This is a genomic window from Janthinobacterium tructae (assembly GCF_006517255.1).
In the GTDB taxonomy this organism is placed as follows: Bacteria; Pseudomonadota; Gammaproteobacteria; order Burkholderiales; family Burkholderiaceae_D; genus Janthinobacterium; species Janthinobacterium tructae.
In genome coordinates this window covers 1,745,327-1,761,366 of record NZ_CP041185.1, presented here as the reverse complement: position 1 = coordinate 1,761,366, position 16,040 = coordinate 1,745,327, and the positions used below count along the sequence as shown (strand labels likewise).

Annotated in this window: 15 protein-coding genes; 10 read left to right on the top strand and 5 right to left on the bottom strand. The window is 63.4% G+C overall.

Going from position 1 to position 16,040, the window contains the following annotated elements; genetic code table 11:
• Nucleotides 1-4: 4 nt before the first annotated feature.
• The 3 genes from FJQ89_RS07805 to FJQ89_RS07795 all read left to right on the top strand — a co-directional run bounded on the left by FJQ89_RS07805 (nucleotide 5) and on the right by FJQ89_RS07795 (nucleotide 2,614).
• A complete protein-coding gene (locus FJQ89_RS07805; protein WP_141172682.1) occupies nucleotides 5-811 on the top strand; it encodes a TatD family hydrolase in 807 nt (268 codons plus the stop codon).
• Nucleotides 808-2,046 (top strand): PQQ-dependent sugar dehydrogenase, encoded by a 1,239-nt coding sequence (locus tag FJQ89_RS07800; RefSeq protein ID WP_141169754.1) that lies wholly within the window; start codon nucleotides 808-810, stop codon nucleotides 2,044-2,046. The genes FJQ89_RS07805 and FJQ89_RS07800 overlap by 4 nt, the downstream gene beginning before the upstream one ends.
• Before the next feature lie 94 nt (nucleotides 2,047-2,140).
• Complete coding sequence (locus FJQ89_RS07795) at nucleotides 2,141-2,614, top strand: T6SS effector amidase Tae4 family protein (protein ID WP_168208396.1); 474 nt, start codon at nucleotides 2,141-2,143, stop codon at nucleotides 2,612-2,614.
• A 3-nt stretch (nucleotides 2,615-2,617) separates the two neighbouring features.
• Here the strand turns inward: FJQ89_RS07795 and FJQ89_RS07790 are convergent, their stop codons facing one another.
• The 3 genes from FJQ89_RS07790 to FJQ89_RS07780 form a co-directional block, all read right to left on the bottom strand.
• Nucleotides 2,618-4,606: a helicase-related protein gene (locus tag FJQ89_RS07790; protein ID WP_141169752.1), complete on the bottom strand. Its 1,989-nt coding sequence runs from the start codon at nucleotides 4,604-4,606 to the stop codon at nucleotides 2,618-2,620.
• 54 nt (nucleotides 4,607-4,660) lie between these two features.
• Nucleotides 4,661-5,944: a hypothetical protein gene (locus tag FJQ89_RS07785; protein ID WP_141169751.1), complete on the bottom strand. Its 1,284-nt coding sequence runs from the start codon at nucleotides 5,942-5,944 to the stop codon at nucleotides 4,661-4,663.
• A 162-nt stretch (nucleotides 5,945-6,106) separates the two neighbouring features.
• Nucleotides 6,107-6,325, bottom strand: coding sequence for a class I SAM-dependent methyltransferase (locus FJQ89_RS07780; RefSeq protein ID WP_141169750.1), 219 nt, complete (start codon nucleotides 6,323-6,325; stop codon nucleotides 6,107-6,109).
• A 368-nt stretch (nucleotides 6,326-6,693) separates the two neighbouring features.
• Here FJQ89_RS07780 and FJQ89_RS07775 point away from each other — a divergent pair, with 368 nt between their 5' ends.
• The gene (locus FJQ89_RS07775) at nucleotides 6,694-9,117 is read left to right on the top strand and encodes a DNA internalization-related competence protein ComEC/Rec2 (protein WP_141169749.1); all 2,424 of its coding nucleotides are present in this window, start codon (nucleotides 6,694-6,696) and stop codon (nucleotides 9,115-9,117) included.
• 329 nt (nucleotides 9,118-9,446) lie between these two features.
• The gene (locus FJQ89_RS07770; RefSeq protein WP_141169748.1) at nucleotides 9,447-9,875 is read left to right on the top strand and encodes a hypothetical protein; all 429 of its coding nucleotides are present in this window, start codon (nucleotides 9,447-9,449) and stop codon (nucleotides 9,873-9,875) included.
• Nucleotides 9,876-9,910: 35 nt separating this feature from the next.
• On the opposite strand, the gene FJQ89_RS07765 is transcribed toward FJQ89_RS07770, so the two are convergent.
• Entirely contained in the window at nucleotides 9,911-10,858 is a 948-nt protein-coding gene (locus FJQ89_RS07765) for a LysR family transcriptional regulator (RefSeq protein WP_141169747.1), read from the bottom strand.
• Between the two features lie 151 nt (nucleotides 10,859-11,009).
• Between FJQ89_RS07765 and FJQ89_RS07760 the strand changes: the two genes are divergently transcribed.
• From FJQ89_RS07760 to FJQ89_RS07740, 5 genes are all read left to right on the top strand, one after another.
• Nucleotides 11,010-11,771 (top strand): sulfite exporter TauE/SafE family protein, encoded by a 762-nt coding sequence (locus FJQ89_RS07760; protein ID WP_034756294.1) that lies wholly within the window; start codon nucleotides 11,010-11,012, stop codon nucleotides 11,769-11,771.
• Nucleotides 11,772-11,791: 20 nt separating this feature from the next.
• Nucleotides 11,792-12,499, top strand: coding sequence for an HAD family hydrolase (locus tag FJQ89_RS07755; RefSeq protein WP_141169746.1), 708 nt, complete (start codon nucleotides 11,792-11,794; stop codon nucleotides 12,497-12,499).
• A 58-nt stretch (nucleotides 12,500-12,557) separates the two neighbouring features.
• Nucleotides 12,558-13,358: an alpha/beta fold hydrolase gene (locus FJQ89_RS07750; RefSeq protein ID WP_141169745.1), complete on the top strand. Its 801-nt coding sequence runs from the start codon at nucleotides 12,558-12,560 to the stop codon at nucleotides 13,356-13,358.
• A gap of 133 nt (nucleotides 13,359-13,491) precedes the next feature.
• Complete coding sequence (gene dcd, locus FJQ89_RS07745) at nucleotides 13,492-14,061, top strand: dCTP deaminase (RefSeq protein WP_071076830.1); 570 nt, start codon at nucleotides 13,492-13,494, stop codon at nucleotides 14,059-14,061.
• Nucleotides 14,062-14,173: 112 nt separating this feature from the next.
• Nucleotides 14,174-14,509 carry a FlxA-like family protein gene (locus FJQ89_RS07740; RefSeq protein WP_141169744.1) on the top strand — a complete coding sequence of 112 codons (336 nt, stop codon included), beginning with the start codon at nucleotides 14,174-14,176 and terminating at the stop codon, nucleotides 14,507-14,509.
• A 40-nt stretch (nucleotides 14,510-14,549) separates the two neighbouring features.
• Here FJQ89_RS07740 and FJQ89_RS07735 read toward each other — a convergent pair whose 3' ends face one another.
• Entirely contained in the window at nucleotides 14,550-16,040 is a 1,491-nt protein-coding gene (locus FJQ89_RS07735) for a sensor histidine kinase (protein WP_141169743.1), read from the bottom strand.

The following is a 16,040-nucleotide window of genomic DNA, read 5'->3' as shown; positions in this document are numbered from 1 at the left end:
CATGCTGTGGATCGACACGCACTGCCACCTCGACGCGCATGAATTCGGCGGCGAATCGCTGCAGGTGGCGGCGCGCGCGCAGCAGCAGGGCGTGGGCATGATCGTCATCCCCGCCGTCGAACGGGCCAATTTCAGCATCGTGCGCGAGCTGGCGGCAGCGGCGCCCAACGCCTGCTATGCGCTCGGCATCCACCCGATCTACGTGCCGCACGCCACCGAGGACGATCTGATCGTCCTGCGCGAGGCCGTGGCGCAGGCCATGCATGACCCGCGCTTCGTCGCCATCGGCGAGATCGGCCTCGATTTCTTCCTCCCCATGCTGTGCGAACCGGCCATGCGCGCCAGGCAGGAGCATTTTTTGCGCGAGCAGCTGAAAATCGCCCGCGACTTCGACCTGCCCGTGCTGACCCACGTGCGCCGCTCGCAGGACATCGTCCTCAAGCATGCGCGCCAGATCCGTCCGAACGGCGGCATCGCGCATGCGTTCAATGGCAGCTTCCAGCAGGCGCACGGTTATATCGACCTCGGGTTCAAGCTCGGTTTCGGCGGTGCCATGACGTTTACGCGCGCGCTGCAGATACGCCGCATGGCTACGGACTTGCCGCTCGACGCCATCGTGCTGGAGACGGACGCGCCCGACATTTCCCCCAGCTGGGTCCACCCGGGCCGCAACAGTCCCGAAGAATTGCCGCGTATCGGCACCGTGCTGGCCGAATTGCGCGGCCTCGATAGTGCGCAAGTGGCGGCCGTTACCAGCGCCAACGCGCGCGCCGTGCTGCCCCGATTACCTTTGATGGAAACATCCTCATGAACAAGAAGATCATCGCCGGTGCGCTGGCGGCCTGCCTGTCCACCGTGTCGGCGCCCGCCATGGCGGCGCCAAGCGCCCAGTGCGATGGCATGCCGCGCCTCGACGTGACCACGCCGGCCGGCTTTTGCGTGGCCGTGCTGGCCGACGGCCTGAAATTTCCCCGTGGCGTGCTGCCGCTGACGAATGGCGATATCCTCGTCACGGACATGGCGGGATGGGCGCCGAAGCAGGGTAAATTATGGCTGTTGCAGCGCAAGGCGGCCGGCTCCGGCTACGAGCGCAAGCTGCTGCTCGACAAGCTCGATCGCCCGAACGGCATCGTGCAGGGACCCGACGGCATGGTCTACGTGGGCGAGGTGGGACGCATCTTCCGCTTCGACCTGCGCGATCCCGCACGCGCCCTCACCGACATCATCGGCGGCACGGCCAAGACGCCGCGCCTGCCGGGCCTCGGTTTGCACCTGCTGACGACCATGCGTTTCAGCCCCAAGGGCGACCTGTATGTGAACGTGGGCTCGAGCACCGACCACTGCGAGAACGATGGCAAGGCGCCCGATGCGAGCAAACCATGCGCCTCGGCGGAGGGACCGGAAGCGCTGGGCGCCATCCGCGAATACACGATGGCCTGGCCGGCCGGCACGGTGACGGGCTGGCGCACGCATGCGCGCGGCTTGCGCAATTCGATGGCGCTGGCTTTTCACCCGGCCACGGGTGAGCTGTGGCAGGCGGAAAACGCGCGCGACGCCATCCAGGCCGCCATGCCGCAGTTGAAAAGCGATGAGAACCTGCCGCACGAAGAACTGAACCTGATCAAGGCCGACCGGCATTACGGCTGGCCGTACTGCTACGACGACAACGTCGCCAGTCCGGAGTATCCGAAGACGGCTTGCGCCGCCCAATACGCGGCACCGCAGCGCCTGCTGCCCGGCCATGCCGCGCCGCTGGGCATGACGTTCTACACGGCCAGCCGTTTCCCCGAACTGTACAAGAATAGCCTGATCATCGGCTACCACGGCTACCGCAGCAACGGCCACCGCCTGGTGGCGCTGCTGCCCGACAAGGCCGGTGCGCCGCTGGGCAAGTCCGTCGAGCTGATCGGCAACTGGGAGCGCAAGGGCAAACAGGGCAGGGGTGCGCCCGTCGATGTGAAGCAGGGCCAGGACGGCGATATCTACATGGCCGACGACCATAATGGGCTGGTGCTCAAGCTGCATTACGAGGTGGTCAAACCGTAATGCATATCGCTTGATTTCGCTCAGTGCGGGGCTGCCGCATCCTCCTACAATCGGCCGGATGTTCCCTGTCGACCAGGGGCAACGGGAGGCTGACGTGAAACCTGCATTCACCAATCTGCGTGAAAATTACTCGAGCGTGGCGTCCGTTGACCAGGCGGCCCTGTTTGGCGAAATCGGCTGGGAAGATTTGATCGGCGAGGACAGCTTTGCCAACACCTGCGCCATCCGCGTCAGCCTGGCGCTGATCAAGGCGGGCATACAGATCAAAGGCCGCATGGCGATTCGCAAGGGGCCGTTCAGCGGTGCGCTGATCGAGCCGGGACAAGCCAAGCTGGCGCATATGCTGGCCAGCCCCTCGATGTTTGGCGCGCCCGAAAAATTCAGCCGCGATGCAGCCATTGCCGGCATCGGCCAGCGCCAGGGCCTGGTCGCCTTTTTCCGCATTCCCGGTTACCTGGGCGGCGCGGGCGGGCATATCGACATCCTGCTGCCATCCATCGGCGTGAAGGTCTGCGGCAGCGAATGCTACTGGGATTGCGCCGAAGTGTGGTTCTGGGAAATCCGTTGACGCCTATTTGAACTTCTTGCTGGCGCGTCCGCGCGAAGCCGCATTGTGCGCGCGCAGGATGGAGTCGACCCGTTCCGACGCGTCGCGCGACAGGTTTTGCGCCACGGCGATATCGGGGAAAAATTCGGGCAGGCGGTAGCTGAGCCAGGCATACGCCGAGTAGTAGCGGCAAGTGTCTTCCACCTGCTGCAGATTCTGCGTGCCGCCGCCATACGCATGCTGGCGCAAGGTGCTGGTTTTTCCCTGCGACAGATTCTTCGACCAGTGTTCCCACGCCGTTTGCAAGGACGGCACCTTGCTCGATATCGGCACCAGCGACAGGGTGAACTTGTCGGCCACGGACAGGGGCAGGGTGTCGAGCCAGACGGCGCGCTCCTTCTGGTCTTCCGTGATACGCGGGAAGAAGAAGCCGTCCGGCACGTCGATGTTGTGGATGAAGCGGCGCAGCAGCTTTGACAGTGACAGCTCTCCCGTCACCGACGAAATGCGGTGCAAATGTTCGAGCGAGGGCGCCACGGCAAAGCCGCTGGTGTTCAGCGGGTGCAGCTTTTCCTTGAGCAGGGCGCGCATCACTTCATGCGTCTCGTTGTCGTAGCCGGCCACGAGTCCCTCTTCATGCACGCCATAGCGGCCAGCGCGCCCGGCGATCTGGCGCGCCAGCGCGGCCGAAATCTCTTCCTCTTCGCGGCCATTGTATTTGACGCAGGTGGTCATGACGATGCGCGCGATCGGCATGTTCAGGCCCATCGCCAGCGCGTCCGTGCCGACGACGATATCGGCCGTGCCGTCGCGGAAGCGCTGCGCCTGCGCGCGCCGCACTTCGGGCGACAGGTTGCCGTACACAGTCGCCACGGACAGCCCCGTTTCCGTGATCATGTCGCGCCACATCAGCACTTCGCGGCGCGAAAAGGCGATGACGGCGTCGCCGCGGCGCAGGTTGCGCACCTTGCGCACGGCGCTCGGCTCCATTGACAGGGGCGCCATGCGTTTCAGAACGTGCACTTCCAGCGGGCAGTCCAGGCGCTCGGCCAGCGCCTCGATGGCGCGCCGCGCTTCCGGCGCGCCCACCAGGTAGACGGTGTGGGCCGGTGCGCCGCAGACGGCCGCCGTCCATGCGGCACCCCGGTCCGGGTCGGCCAGCATCTGGATTTCATCGATGACAGCCACTTCGACGACGGTTTTCGTGTCCAGCATTTCCACCGTGCTGGCTACGTGCGTGGCGCCGTCGACCACGCGGCGTTCCTCGCCCGTGATCAGGCTCACGGCCAAGGGTTTTCCGTGCGGTGCAGCTTCCAGCAGCCGTTCGTAGTTTTCCAGGGCCAGCAAGCGCAATGGCGCCAGGTAGATGCCGCTCTTTGCCTTCACCAGCGCTTCCATCGCGCGGTGCGTCTTGCCGGAATTCGTGGGTCCGAGCAGGGCGATGAAGCGGCGCGGCAGGCGGCGCGCCATCTCGAACGAGGCCGGATACTCGGCCAGGTTGATGCTCTGGCGCGTGCGCGCCGCGTGCTGCTCTTCCTGCTGGCGCTCGATGGCGTGGTTGAAGCGCTGGCGGATGCGGTCGAACACCATGCCGGCCGGCTCCGACGTCTGCATGTCGGCCAAGGTGTGCAGGAAGACCATCGGGTCCGTATCCACATCCTCGCTCAGGCCCGCGATATCGGCGACGAAATCGATCACATGCTGGCGCAGCTCTTCGAAGACGGCCGCGCTGGCCCGTTCGCGCACCAGGGCCAGCTTGGCCTCGCGGTCCATCTTGCGCCACTTGGCCGGCCGCGCCAGCACGCCCTGCGCTGGCACCAACGCATACGGCACCACCAGATGCCCGGCCTTGACCACGCCGGAAAAGCGCACGAAGACGCGGCCTTCCATCTTGACCAGGCGGATATGCTCGGCCAGTTCCCCCAGTTCCGCGACCAGGGTGGCGTCGTTATTGTCTTCGGTGCTGTCGGAAATGTCGCTGGAAGTGTCGGGAGGAAGTGCGGAAGAATTCATGTCGTGCCTGGGTGTTGAAGTAAGCGAGGCCGATTATACCGTGCGCCGCCCCCTTTAAAGGCTGTCCCTCAATGTGTAGGAGCCGGGCGGCAGCATCAGCTGCGGCGCTGGCGCGTCGGCCGAAATCACGATGGCGTCGTAAGGTACGGCATGCGGGTCCGCGCCCGTGGCACGCGCCGTGATCAGCTTTCTGCCGGTGGCGGGGTACAGGCTGGCGGGAATCGTATGTGGCTGAAGCTGGGGCAACATGGCGTACCATCCGGGGCGCCCGCTGGCGCTGTCGGCGTAGCGCGGGTGGATGACCTGCATGTCCATGCCGTTGCGGTACTCGCCAAATACTTCATGCTGTCCACCCGGGGCGAGCAGGACAAAGGGGAACTGGCTGTGCGACTTGGCCTGTGCCTGCTGGTATGAGGCCTGTTCCGCGCCCGGCGACGCGTGCGCGTACATGATGGTCTGGTCTATCGTCAGCGGATCGATGCCGGTGATGCGGCGTACGTGCGAAGCCATGCGGACGTCGTCCTCCCTTTTGTTCGCGATGGGCGTTTCCACGCTGTGCGAATAGCCGACATAAATGAAGACGCGGGCGTTGGGGCGGCTGGCGAAGATCCTGGACTGGATATTTTCGGCCTGCTCCAGTTCGCGCAGGCGCGGATAGTCGTCTGCGCTGCGGTCCGCGCGCTCTTCTTCATACTGGACGAAGGTCCAGCCGTCCTGGCGCGCCTCGCGCAGGAAATGGCCAAACACGGGCTCATTTGAATAGTAGCCGGTCTGCTCATGGATGTAGGGCCAGGCATCCGGTGTCGCGCCAAAGGTTTCCACCGCCAGCGTGTCGAAACCAACCTTGCGCAGCTCGCGCGCCAGCGCCGCCGCGAATGCCCGGTGCATGGGCACGTGGTGGGACTCGTTGAGGATGACGATCTGCCGCTTGCTGGCTGCTTCGACAATGGCCTGTATGGCGTCGCGCGGCGTGGCGGCGGCCAGGCGCGCATCGTCGTCGGCATGCGGCTGCCCCTTTCTTTGCTGATACAGGGTCAGCTGTTCAAAGGTATCGAAGGCTGCGATGGCGCCCATGCTGTCACCGAGCATCGCGCGCGCCGTGCCCAGGCGCTGCAGCGGTGAGCCCACGGCGCGCAACAATTGCATGCGCTGCGCATCCGAGGCCGGGACCGTTGAGCCGGCCGGAATATCTTTCTGGACAGTTTGCTCCAGTAACTGCAAGTACTTCCACCAGTGATACCTGTCGGGACTGTTGTACTCGGCTACGCTGCTAGCGGACGCTGCCGTGGCGCCGCAGCTCAGCATGGCGGCGAGGATCAGTTTCTTGAATGGGGACATGCCTGCGTCCTTATGCTGTCCTATCGCAACGATATACGCTATTCGACGCCGTGGCGGCAAGCGGAATTTTTATAAAAGCAATATTACTATAGAAATAAGTTTCTCTGCGGTATTTTCAGGCGGCGCGTGCCCGCACCCGATGCAGACCCCAGCCGGTGCTGATCAATCCGTCACCGGCCTGCAGCGGCGCCGCGGCATCGAGGAACGCGCTGCGCAGACGCTGCCTGGCAGCCGCCGCACGCAGGCGGGCAGGGCGGCGCGCGCGGCGGCCCGTTCCGCTTCGCTCATGTCGACGCCGAGCAGTTGCAAATGGGGCTGCCGCCTGGCTGCCAGCAGGCCCAGCAGATGGCCATCGCCGCAGGCCAGGTCGGGCAGGTTCAACGGCCTATTGCCGACCGGTACGCGGTCGCTCAGTGCTGCACAGGACGAGGCGTAGCTGGTGGACGCCGAGCGGGCTGCAGGTGTGCAAACGCGGCGCTCGTCACGCCGACTTACCGTTGATGAAAATCCTGCAAATAGGTTTCTGCCGCTGTCAGTGGGGGCATGCAAGATCCGCACAGTCGTGGCGCCTGGCGCCTGATGGTCATCTTAGCATGGAGAAAGTTTCATCAGCGGCCGTGGCGCATTGCGTGCATGAGCGTGTTCTTCACGCTACCCTTGCGCCAGATCAGACGGCAAGGAGTAGAAAGCGATCAGAGTATCTGAGTCCCTTTCGCAGCGAGCGGATTTTGCCTTGATCCTGCCACCCCATGCGCACCCTGATACTCGGCTTTGCAGCCGGCGCCGCCTGGTTGCAAACGCAGGCAAGTTTGCCGCCCCATGCTGGCGTGCTGCTGTGGCTGATCGCTGGCTCAGGGTTCACGGTTAGTCTGGCGCTGCACCGCCACGCGCGCTGGCGCTGCGTTGTTGCGCTTGCCGCTGGCGTGGGATTGGGCTTTTATTGGGCCGCCTGGCTGGCCCAGGCCGCGCTGGCCCCGCAGCTGGCGCTGGCCGACGAAGGGCAGGATATCACCGTGACGGGCACCATCGCCAGCCTGCCATACCGTTTCGAGCAGGGCGTGCGCTTCAATTTTGCCGTGGAAAAGGCGGTTGGCGCGCAGGTGCCGCCCCTGATCGCCCTGTCCTGGTACGCGGGTTTCCGCGATGCCGTGACGAACGAGGTGGGCGACGTGCAGCCGGGCGAGCGCTGGCGCCTGACGGTGCGCTTGCAGCGTCCACATGGCAACGCGAATCCCATGGGCTTTGACTACGAGGCGTGGCTGCTGGAGCAGGGCGTGCGCGCCACGGGCTATGTACGGCCGCAGCCGCGCGCCGATACGCCGAACGTGCGTCTGGCGAGCTTTGTGCCCGGCTTCGGCAACGTGGTGGAGGCCAGCCGCGCGGCGTTGCGCGCGCGCATCTTGCGCAGCCTGGACGGAAAACAGTATGCGGGCGTGATCGTGGCGCTGGTGGTGGGCGACCAGCGCGCCATTCCCCAGTCGGACTGGCAAGTGTTCAACCGCACGGGCGTGAGCCATTTGATTTCGATTTCCGGCTTGCACATTACGATGATCGCGGGCCTGTTCGCCCTGGGCGCAGGTGCGCTGTGGCGGCGCTCGTTTTTCACGGAGCGGCAACTGCCTTTGCTGCTGCCGGCGCAAAAAGTGGCGGCCCTGGCCGGCGCACTGGCGGCATTTGTGTATGTGCTGCTGGCCGGTTTTGGCGTGCCCGCGCAGCGCACTTTATACATGTTGCTGGTGGTGGCGCTGGCCTTGTGGCTCGGGCGCATCACCAGCATCGGCCATATCCTGTGCCTGGCGCTGGGTGTGGTGGTGCTGCTCGACCCGTGGGCCGTGCTATGGCCCGGTTTCTGGCTGTCGTTCGGCGCCGTCGCCACCATGCTGTACGCGACGGCGGGCCGCACCACAGCGTCCTTGCCGCAGAGCGCCGGGCGCTGGCGCCGTTTGCGCGCCGCCGTGGCGCTGGGTGCCCACACGCAATACGTGGTGACGGTGGGGCTGGTGCCCTTGACGATGCTGCTGTTCTCGCAAGTGTCATTGCTCAGCCCCGTGGCCAATGCGCTGGCCATTCCCGTCATCAGCCTGCTCGTCACGCCATTGTCCCTGGCCGGTAGCCTGCTGCCGGCGCCCTTGTGCGACTGGCTGTTGCTGCTGGCACACGCCATCGTGCAGATGCTGGCGCAGGTACTGGACTGGCTGGGTGCGCGCCGTTTTGCCGTGTGGACGGCGCCCGCGCCGCCTATGTGGAGTTTTTGCTGGGCATTGTTTGGCACGGCATGGCTGCTGGCGCCACGCGGATGGCCGCATCGCTGGGCGGGCATGCTGGGCTGGCTGCCGCTGCTGACGGCCTTGCCGTCCAGCCCGCCAGCTGGCCAGATGTGGATCACGGCCTTTGACGTGGGACAAGGCATGGCCATGCTGGTGGAAACGCACGGGCACCGCTTGTTGTACGACACGGGACCCGCCTACAGCCTCGACTCCGATGGCGCCAGCCGGGTCATCGTGCCTTACTTGCGCGCACGCGGCATAGCCAGGCTCGACGGCGTGATCATTTCCCACAGCGACCTCGATCACGCGGGCGGCGCCGTATCCTTGCTGGAAAACATAGACGTAGGCTGGCTGGCCTCGTCGTTGTTCGACGGCCACCCGGCCGTCGAGGCCCGGCGGCAAGCCCGGCGTCCGTATCTGCACTGCATGGCGGGCCAGCGCTGGAGCTGGGAAGGCGTGCACTTCGCCATGCTGCACCCATTGCCCGCCAGCCACACGGACATTGCACTGAAACCGAACGCCCGCAGCTGCACCGTGAAAATCACGGCAGGCAAGCATGCGATCCTGCTGGCCGGTGATATTGAAGCGGCGCAGGAAGCGCAATTGCTGGCGCGCTCGGTGGCGGGCGAACTGGCCGCCGACGTATTGCTGGCACCGCACCACGGCAGTGGTACTTCGTCGACACAGGCATTCTTGAACGCCGTCGATCCCGGTCTGGCGATTTTCCAGGTCGGGCACAGGAATCGCTATAAACATCCGAAGGCGCAGGTGTATGCGCGCTATGGCGAGATGGGAATCGTGCGGCTGCGCACCGATGTGGAAGGGGCGGTGGTGCTGGTGTTTGGCGAGGAGATTGATGTGCTGCGGTATCGGCTTGGCCGGCCACGGTATTTGCACGGTCGGTAGTGATGGCGTGCATGTCGCCTGCCTGTACATCGCTTCGTGCATGACGCGTTGAGCCAGCGCCAGGGCACTTGACGGTGAGATAGTCTTTTTAAGGTGCGGGTGACATTGTGTGATATTTCTTTTGAGTAATTTATTTATACTTCGTGCTGGTCGGTGCAGTGCTTTGCCGTTCATGGATATGCATCGGGACAATGCCGCCGAGCGGGCGACCGATGGTCACTGCATTCGGGAAAGCGCATGTGGATGTTATGTGGGGAAGTAGAATTAACTGAAGGGTGTGTATGTTTTTTGCAATTGGCTTTTTTGTGGTAATTGGCGGACTCTGTACCATGTCCAAGCCTTTCAGGTTCCTGTTTCTCGCGGTTTTCTGCCTGAGCTTAGCGTATGGCTATAGCGTGTCTTATCATGTCAACGGCAGTGGGCCAGATGGCGATGAGCTCAAGATCTTACTTAATTTATATAGCCTTAATATCGGCCTGTTTTTGCTTGCCAGTTATCTCGGCTATCAACTGAATGCCAGCCATTCTGTGGAAATGTATCAGCGTCGTCGCCTGGCCACGTTCAAATTCCTCGCTAAATGGGGAGTGATTTACGCCATTTACAGTTTCATAGTGCAAACAATAATAAATAAGGTCATGGATGACGGGGATGCCGGATTTTTTGTCATGAAGGCTTTCGGTCTTTATTTCTTCGGATTTTTTCTCTTTCTTGTTTTCTCCATTCCATGGCTGTTCCGCAGGCTGTCGCCACGCAGTTAAGCTGGCGTCCAGCTGCGCCGGTGGCGCCTCGATGCCTATGTGTGTAATCCGGTGCGCGCCACATCTGCCCGCTCGTCCGGTATGTCCAGCCCCCGCTGCCGCACATATTCCAGAAACAGCCTTGCCCCCTTGGCCATCCTCGACGTGCCATACACGGCATGGATGCTGGGATCGAGCTCCTTGGACGACGTCAGCCGGTATGCCGTGCAGACGCGGCGTAAATTGCCGGCGGCCACGGCCGGTTCGGCCAGCCAGCTGGCCAGGCGCACGATGCCGGCGCCTTCCAGGGCCGCCTGGAAAGTGGCGATGCCGGAAGTGAAGCGGAAGCGCGGCTGCACCTGGTAGCGCACGTTGCGTTCGGTGGAGACAAAATGCCAGTCGCGCAGAATGCGCGGGGCTGAGTGCATGATGATGTCGTGGCCGGCCAGTTCTTCCGGTTCGTCGGGCGCGCCCATGCGTTGTATATAGTCGGGCGAGGCGTACATGTAGCGGCGGTAGTTCCACAGGGGATAGCCGATCAGCTCGCTCGACTGGGGGAAGGCGCCGCGGATGGCGAAGTCGAGCTTTTCCTGGATGGGGTCGATCGATTTATCGGAGAAATGGATGTCCACGGACACATTCGGGTAGTCGCGCGAAAATTGCGCCACCACTTTCGGCAAGAAACCCAGCGACAAAATTTCCGGCGCCGAGAGGCGCACCCAGCCTTGCGGCGAGTTGCTCAATTCCGCCAATTGGTCTTCCGCCTCGGCTTGCGTTTCCAGCAAATGCTTGGCAGACGCGTAATACGTCTCGCCGGCCGTCGTCAGGGTGAACTGCTTTTGCGTGCGCAAGATCAGCTCGGCGCCGATGGCGTCTTCGAGGAACTGGATGGCGCGCGTGACGGCCGACGGCGAGCGTCCCAGCATGCGCGCCGCGTGGATGAAGCTGCGCTTTTCGACCACGGTGCAGAAGGCGCGGATCTCCCACATCAGTTTCATCGACATCGCGTGACTCCCGGCAAAAGAGGCCAGTAAACCGCATGGGGCGCATTCCGTCAAGCGTTACGCCTGATTGCGTTTTCCGCAATATGAAGTTGCATCCGGAAAAATCCACGGCGCCTATACTGCCGCTGTCGCCCATTCCTCATTGCCTATCATGCTGACCATCTCACTGCTGTGTTTATTTGCCTTCTTTGCCGGCCTGATCGATGCCGCCGTGGGCGGGGGCGGGCTGATACAGCTGCCGGCCCTGTTTAACCTGATGCCGAACATGGCCTCGACCTCCTTGCTGGGCACGAATAAACTGGCATCGGCCTGCGGCACCACGTTTGCCGCCCGCTCGTTCGTCGGCAAGGTCCACATCCCCTGGCTGCTGGTGCTGCCCGCCGTGGCCAGCGCCTTCGTCATGTCCTTCATCGGCGCTGCCGCCGTATCGTATGTGCCGCAGCAGGTGGTGCGCCCGATGGTGCTGGTGTTGATCATCATCATGGCCATCTACACCTTCATCAAGAAGGATTTCGGCACGACGCGCGAAGCGCGCCCCATCGGCCCGCGTGAACGCATCCTTGCCATCGTCATCGGCGGCGCCATCGGCTTTTATGACGGCCTGTTCGGGCCGGGCACGGGCAGCTTCCTGATTTTCCTGTTCATCCGCGTCTTCGGCTTCGATTTCATCCTCGCCTCGGCCTGCTCGAAACTGGTGAATATCGCCACCAACGTGGCCGCGCTGGCCTTTTTCATTCCCGCCGGCCACGTGGTGTACGCGGTGGCCGCACCGATGGCCGTGTGCAATATCCTGGGCGCCCTGACGGGTACCTGGATCGCTGTGCGCCGCGGCGCCGCCTTCGTGCGCATCCTCTTCCTCGTGTTGCTGGTGCTGCTGATCGTCAAGTTGTCCTACGACATTTTCTTCAAGTAAGTTTTAAACGACAACAAGCCATGAAAACCATCCAGGGCGTGCTGTGGGACAACGATGGCGTGCTGGTCAACACCGAGCAGCTGTTTTATGAGGCCAACCGCGACTTGCTCTTGCCCTACGGCGTAGACCTGACGCCCAAGCAATTCTTTGACTGGTTCCTGGACAATAACTACGGCGCCTGGCATGTGCTGCTGGGGCAGGGCCACGCCATCGAGCTGGTCGAGCGTCTGCGGGCCGAGCGCACCGTGCTGTTTGCGCAACGCTTGCGCCAGGCGCGCCAGCTGGCCATGCCCGGCATCGGGCAAGTACTGGCGGCGCTGCGCCCGCATGTGGCCATGGGCGTGGTCACCAGCGCCTACGCACAGCATTTCCAGATCAGCCATGCGGCCACGGGCATGTTGCCACACTTCGACTTCGTGCTGACGCGTGAAATGTATGGCGAAAGCAAGCCTGCCCCCGACGGCTACCAGCTGGGCTTGCAGCGCCTGGGCCTGGCTGCGGCCCAATGCGTGGCGGTGGAAGATTCGCCGCGCGGCTTGCGCGCCGCCAGGGCCGCTGGGCTGGAATGCATCATCGTGCGCAATCACATGAACCGCGAGCATGCGTTCGACGACGCCTTTTGCGTGGTGGAATCAAGCGCCGAGCTGGGTGCTGTACTGGCCTCGTTCGTGCCCGGCATGGCGCCAGCGCACCCATTGCCACCTCGGAAATTAGAGGCCTTCCTCTGATACGGCTTGCCGGCATGCCATTACAATTGCCTATCGCATTCACCGGCACCATCCCACGATGACACTCCCGCAACTGCACTTCGCCCACGCCAACAGTTATCCTGCAGGCACCTACCGCAAGCTGTTCGGCCTGCTGGGCCAGCACTACAGTGTGCAGGCGCTCGACATGCACGCGCACGACCCGGATTATCCCGTCAGCACGGGCTGGCCCGAGCTGGTGCGCGAGTATATCGATGACCTGGAGCGCCGCTACAGCGCGCCCGTGATCCTCGTCGGCCATTCGCTGGGCGGCATGCTCAGCGTGATGGTGGCCAAGCAGCGGCCCGACCTGGTGCGCTGCGTGGTCTTGCTCGATTCGCCCGTGGTGGCGGGCTGGCGCGCCTTGCTGGTGCGCCTGGCGCGCAATACGGCGCTGGGCGAGCGGTTTTCGCCGTCGCGCTTTTCCGCCCGGCGGCGCAAGCAGTGGCCCGATGCGCAAGCCGCGTATGCACACTTTGCCGCCAAGGACATGTTCGCCATCTGGGCGCCGCAGGTCTTGCGCGACTACATGGACAGCGGCCTGGTCCCTCATCCGGACGGGGTGCAGCTGCGCTTTACGCGCGAAGTGGAAACGGATGTCTACCGCAGCTTGCCGCATCATATCGGCGGCCTCGTCAAGGATGGTTTCCCGGTTCCCATCGGCTTTATCGGCGGCACGGAATCGGTGGAATGCCGCCAGGCGGGCTTGAAAGCCACGCGCAAGCTGGTCGGCAAGTTTTTCCGCCAGGTGCCGGGTGGCCATCTGTTTCCCATGGAAAACCCTGAACTGACGGCGCAAGTGGTGCGCGAGATGATCACTTCCTTGCTGGCGAAACAGTAGTCTGAGACCAACGATTTTCATCTTTCAAGGGCCAACAGTGGCGGGTTTTCGCGTAAAATCTTGCCATTCGGGCCGTGCCTGCAGCAGGCGTGCGGCCCCCGCCATTCCGATATTCTAGAAAGATACCCCTGCGATGACGATTAAAAGCGATAAATGGATACGCCGCATGGCTGAATCAACGGGCATGATCGAGCCGTTCGAACCGGGCCAGGTCAAGGAGCGCGACGGCAACCGCATCGTTTCCTATGGCACCTCCAGCTATGGCTACGACATCCGCTGCGCCGACGAGTTCAAGCTGTTTACCAACATCAACACTACCATCGTCGACCCGAAGGATTTTGACGCGAACAACTTCGTCGATGTGTCGGGCAAGGGCTATTGCATCATCCCGCCGAACTCGTTCGCGCTGGCCCGTACGGTCGAGTATTTCCGCATTCCCCGCAATGTATTGACGATTTGCCTGGGCAAGAGCACCTATGCGCGCTGCGGCATCATCGTCAACGTCACCCCGTTCGAACCGGAATGGGAAGGTTTCGTGACCCTGGAGTTTTCGAATACGACACCGTTACCGGCGAAAATCTACGCCAACGAAGGCGTGGCGCAAGTGCTGTTCTTCGAATCCGACGAAGTGTGCGAAACCTCGTACAAGGACCGCGGCGGCAAATACCAGGGCCAGGTTGGCGTGACATTGCCGAAGACCTGATTATTCTGAAGGGTGCGGCGCCCGCTGTCTTTACCTGCCTTTACATCTGCCGCCCTACATCCACGCCCCATGCTTGCCGTTAACCTTGGTATTGAAACACTGAGGAGGCATCATGGTAGCGGCAATCGGTTCAGGCAGCGCGGTCAGCGCGGCCAGTAGCGCCAGTTCGGGCAGCAGTTCGCAGATCGCGGCGCTGCAAAAGCAGATCACGGCGGCGCAAAAAGAATTGACGGAATCGCAAAAGGGCGAGCAGACGGAGGCGTCGCAAAAGCTGCAACAGCAGCTGGCACAGCAAATCCAGGCCTTGCAGGCGCAAATTGCCCAGTTACAGGCGGCAGCGGCGCAGGCGCAACAGGATACGCAGACGGCCAGCAGCGCCGATACGGTGACGAGTCCGGCCAAGTCAAGCTCGTCGACCCTGGGCAGCATTATCGATACGCAGGCGTAGCAGCACATCTGCGCGTCAACACGCCAGGCTCGCCGACAGGTCAGCCTGGCGTTTTGACGGGCAACAGCATTTCCACGCACAGCCCGCCACCACTGCGCAAGCTGGCCGCTATGCGGCCCCCATGGGCGCTGATGACGTGCTTGGCGATGGCCAGGCCCAGGCCATGGCCGTCCGTGCTGTGCTGGGTATGGCTGGCGCGGAAGAACGGTTCAAAAATGCGGGCCAGGTCGGCGCTGGCCACGCCGGGGCCGCGGTCCAGCACGGCAATGCGCAGCAGATCCTGCTTGCCGTCATGCAGGCGCGACAAATTCACTTCCACCGTGCCGCCGTCGGGACTGTGTTTGATGGCATTGCGCACCACGTTTTCCACGGCGCGCGCCAGCAGTTCCGGCCGGCCCGTGACAGCGGCATCGGCAATGGCCGCGTCGCCCGCCAGGGCGATGCCCACCTGGCGCGCCTTCGCTTCGTAGCGGGCATCTTCCATCATGTCGTGCAACAGGTCGGCGATGCCGACGTCTTCGCTGAGGGGAGAGCCGGCGCCCGCTTCCAGCCGCGACAGGGTCAGCAGCTCGCCGATCAGCTTATCCATGCGTTCGCTTTCGCGTTCGATGCGCTGCATCGAGGCGTCCATCTTGTCCGGCTGCTGGTGCGCCAGGCCGATGGCCGCTTGCAAGCGCGCCAGCGGCGAGCGCAGTTCGTGCGACACATCGTGCAGCAAGCGCGTCTGGCTTTCCATGAGGCTGCGCAAACGGCCCGTCATGCGGTCGAAATCGCGGCCCAGGTCCGTCAATTCATCGCCGCGCTTGCCGCTGGCGTGAAAACGCGGCGCCAGGTCGCCTTGCGAGGCAGCCTCGAACGCTTGCCTCAGGTCGCGGATGGGACGCGCAAAATACCAGGCCAGCAAGAAGGAGAACAGCAGGCTGGCGGCGATGGCGGCGGCCAGGGGAATGAAGGTGCGGAAGGGGCTGTCCATGCGCGGGCCGGGTGGCATGCCGCGGCCGAAGTCGCCGCGTGGCGGCGGGGCGCCCGCTTCGTTGGGCCGTGGACCGGCTCCCATGCCGTGCGGGCCGCTCAGAGTGACGGCGTTGAGCGTGTCGCGCGCCGCGCCCGCTTCGGCATTGCGGAAACGTTCGGACGAAGGCAGGAACAGCAGGTAGCGCACGCCGTCGCGGCCGATGACCTCGCGCACCACGGGATGGTGCTGGCTTTGCCCAAGCATGGCGCGGGCCTTGGTCAGCATGGCGGGATGCACTGTGCGGCCCATCAATTCTTGCCCTTTGGCATCGACGGCAAATACGCGCATGCGTTCGAGCTTGCCCAGGAATTGCCGCAAGGCCTGGCTGCCGCCCGCTTCCAGGGTGGCGCTGGCTGCCTCGATGATCATTTGCGCCGGCGGACTGGTATCGATGTCGAGGGTCCGCTCCTGCTGCGCCGCCCGGTTTTTCAGCCAGAAGGTACCGCCGATGCCGATGGTGGCCGTCACTTGTGCCAGCATGATGCATAGAAAAAACTTCCAGAACAGACGGCCCAC

Excerpts from the sequence above, each read along its gene's own strand:
- FJQ89_RS07800 (WP_141169754.1), top strand. The coding sequence starts at position 808 with ATGAACAAGAAGATCATCGCCGGTGCGCTGGCGGCCTGCCTGTCCACC.
- FJQ89_RS07790 (WP_141169752.1), bottom strand. The coding sequence starts at position 4,606 with ATGAATTCTTCCGCACTTCCTCCCGACACTTCCAGCGACATTTCCGAC.
- FJQ89_RS07785 (WP_141169751.1), bottom strand. The coding sequence starts at position 5,944 with ATGTCCCCATTCAAGAAACTGATCCTCGCCGCCATGCTGAGCTGCGGC.
- FJQ89_RS07775 (WP_141169749.1), top strand. The coding sequence starts at position 6,694 with ATGCGCACCCTGATACTCGGCTTTGCAGCCGGCGCCGCCTGGTTGCAA.
- FJQ89_RS07770 (WP_141169748.1), top strand. The coding sequence starts at position 9,447 with ATGTCCAAGCCTTTCAGGTTCCTGTTTCTCGCGGTTTTCTGCCTGAGC.
- FJQ89_RS07765 (WP_141169747.1), bottom strand. The coding sequence starts at position 10,858 with ATGTCGATGAAACTGATGTGGGAGATCCGCGCCTTCTGCACCGTGGTC.
- FJQ89_RS07760 (WP_034756294.1), top strand. The coding sequence starts at position 11,010 with ATGCTGACCATCTCACTGCTGTGTTTATTTGCCTTCTTTGCCGGCCTG.
- FJQ89_RS07755 (WP_141169746.1), top strand. The coding sequence starts at position 11,792 with ATGAAAACCATCCAGGGCGTGCTGTGGGACAACGATGGCGTGCTGGTC.
- FJQ89_RS07750 (WP_141169745.1), top strand. The coding sequence starts at position 12,558 with ATGACACTCCCGCAACTGCACTTCGCCCACGCCAACAGTTATCCTGCA.
- dcd (WP_071076830.1), top strand. The coding sequence starts at position 13,492 with ATGACGATTAAAAGCGATAAATGGATACGCCGCATGGCTGAATCAACG.
- FJQ89_RS07740 (WP_141169744.1), top strand. The coding sequence starts at position 14,174 with ATGGTAGCGGCAATCGGTTCAGGCAGCGCGGTCAGCGCGGCCAGTAGC.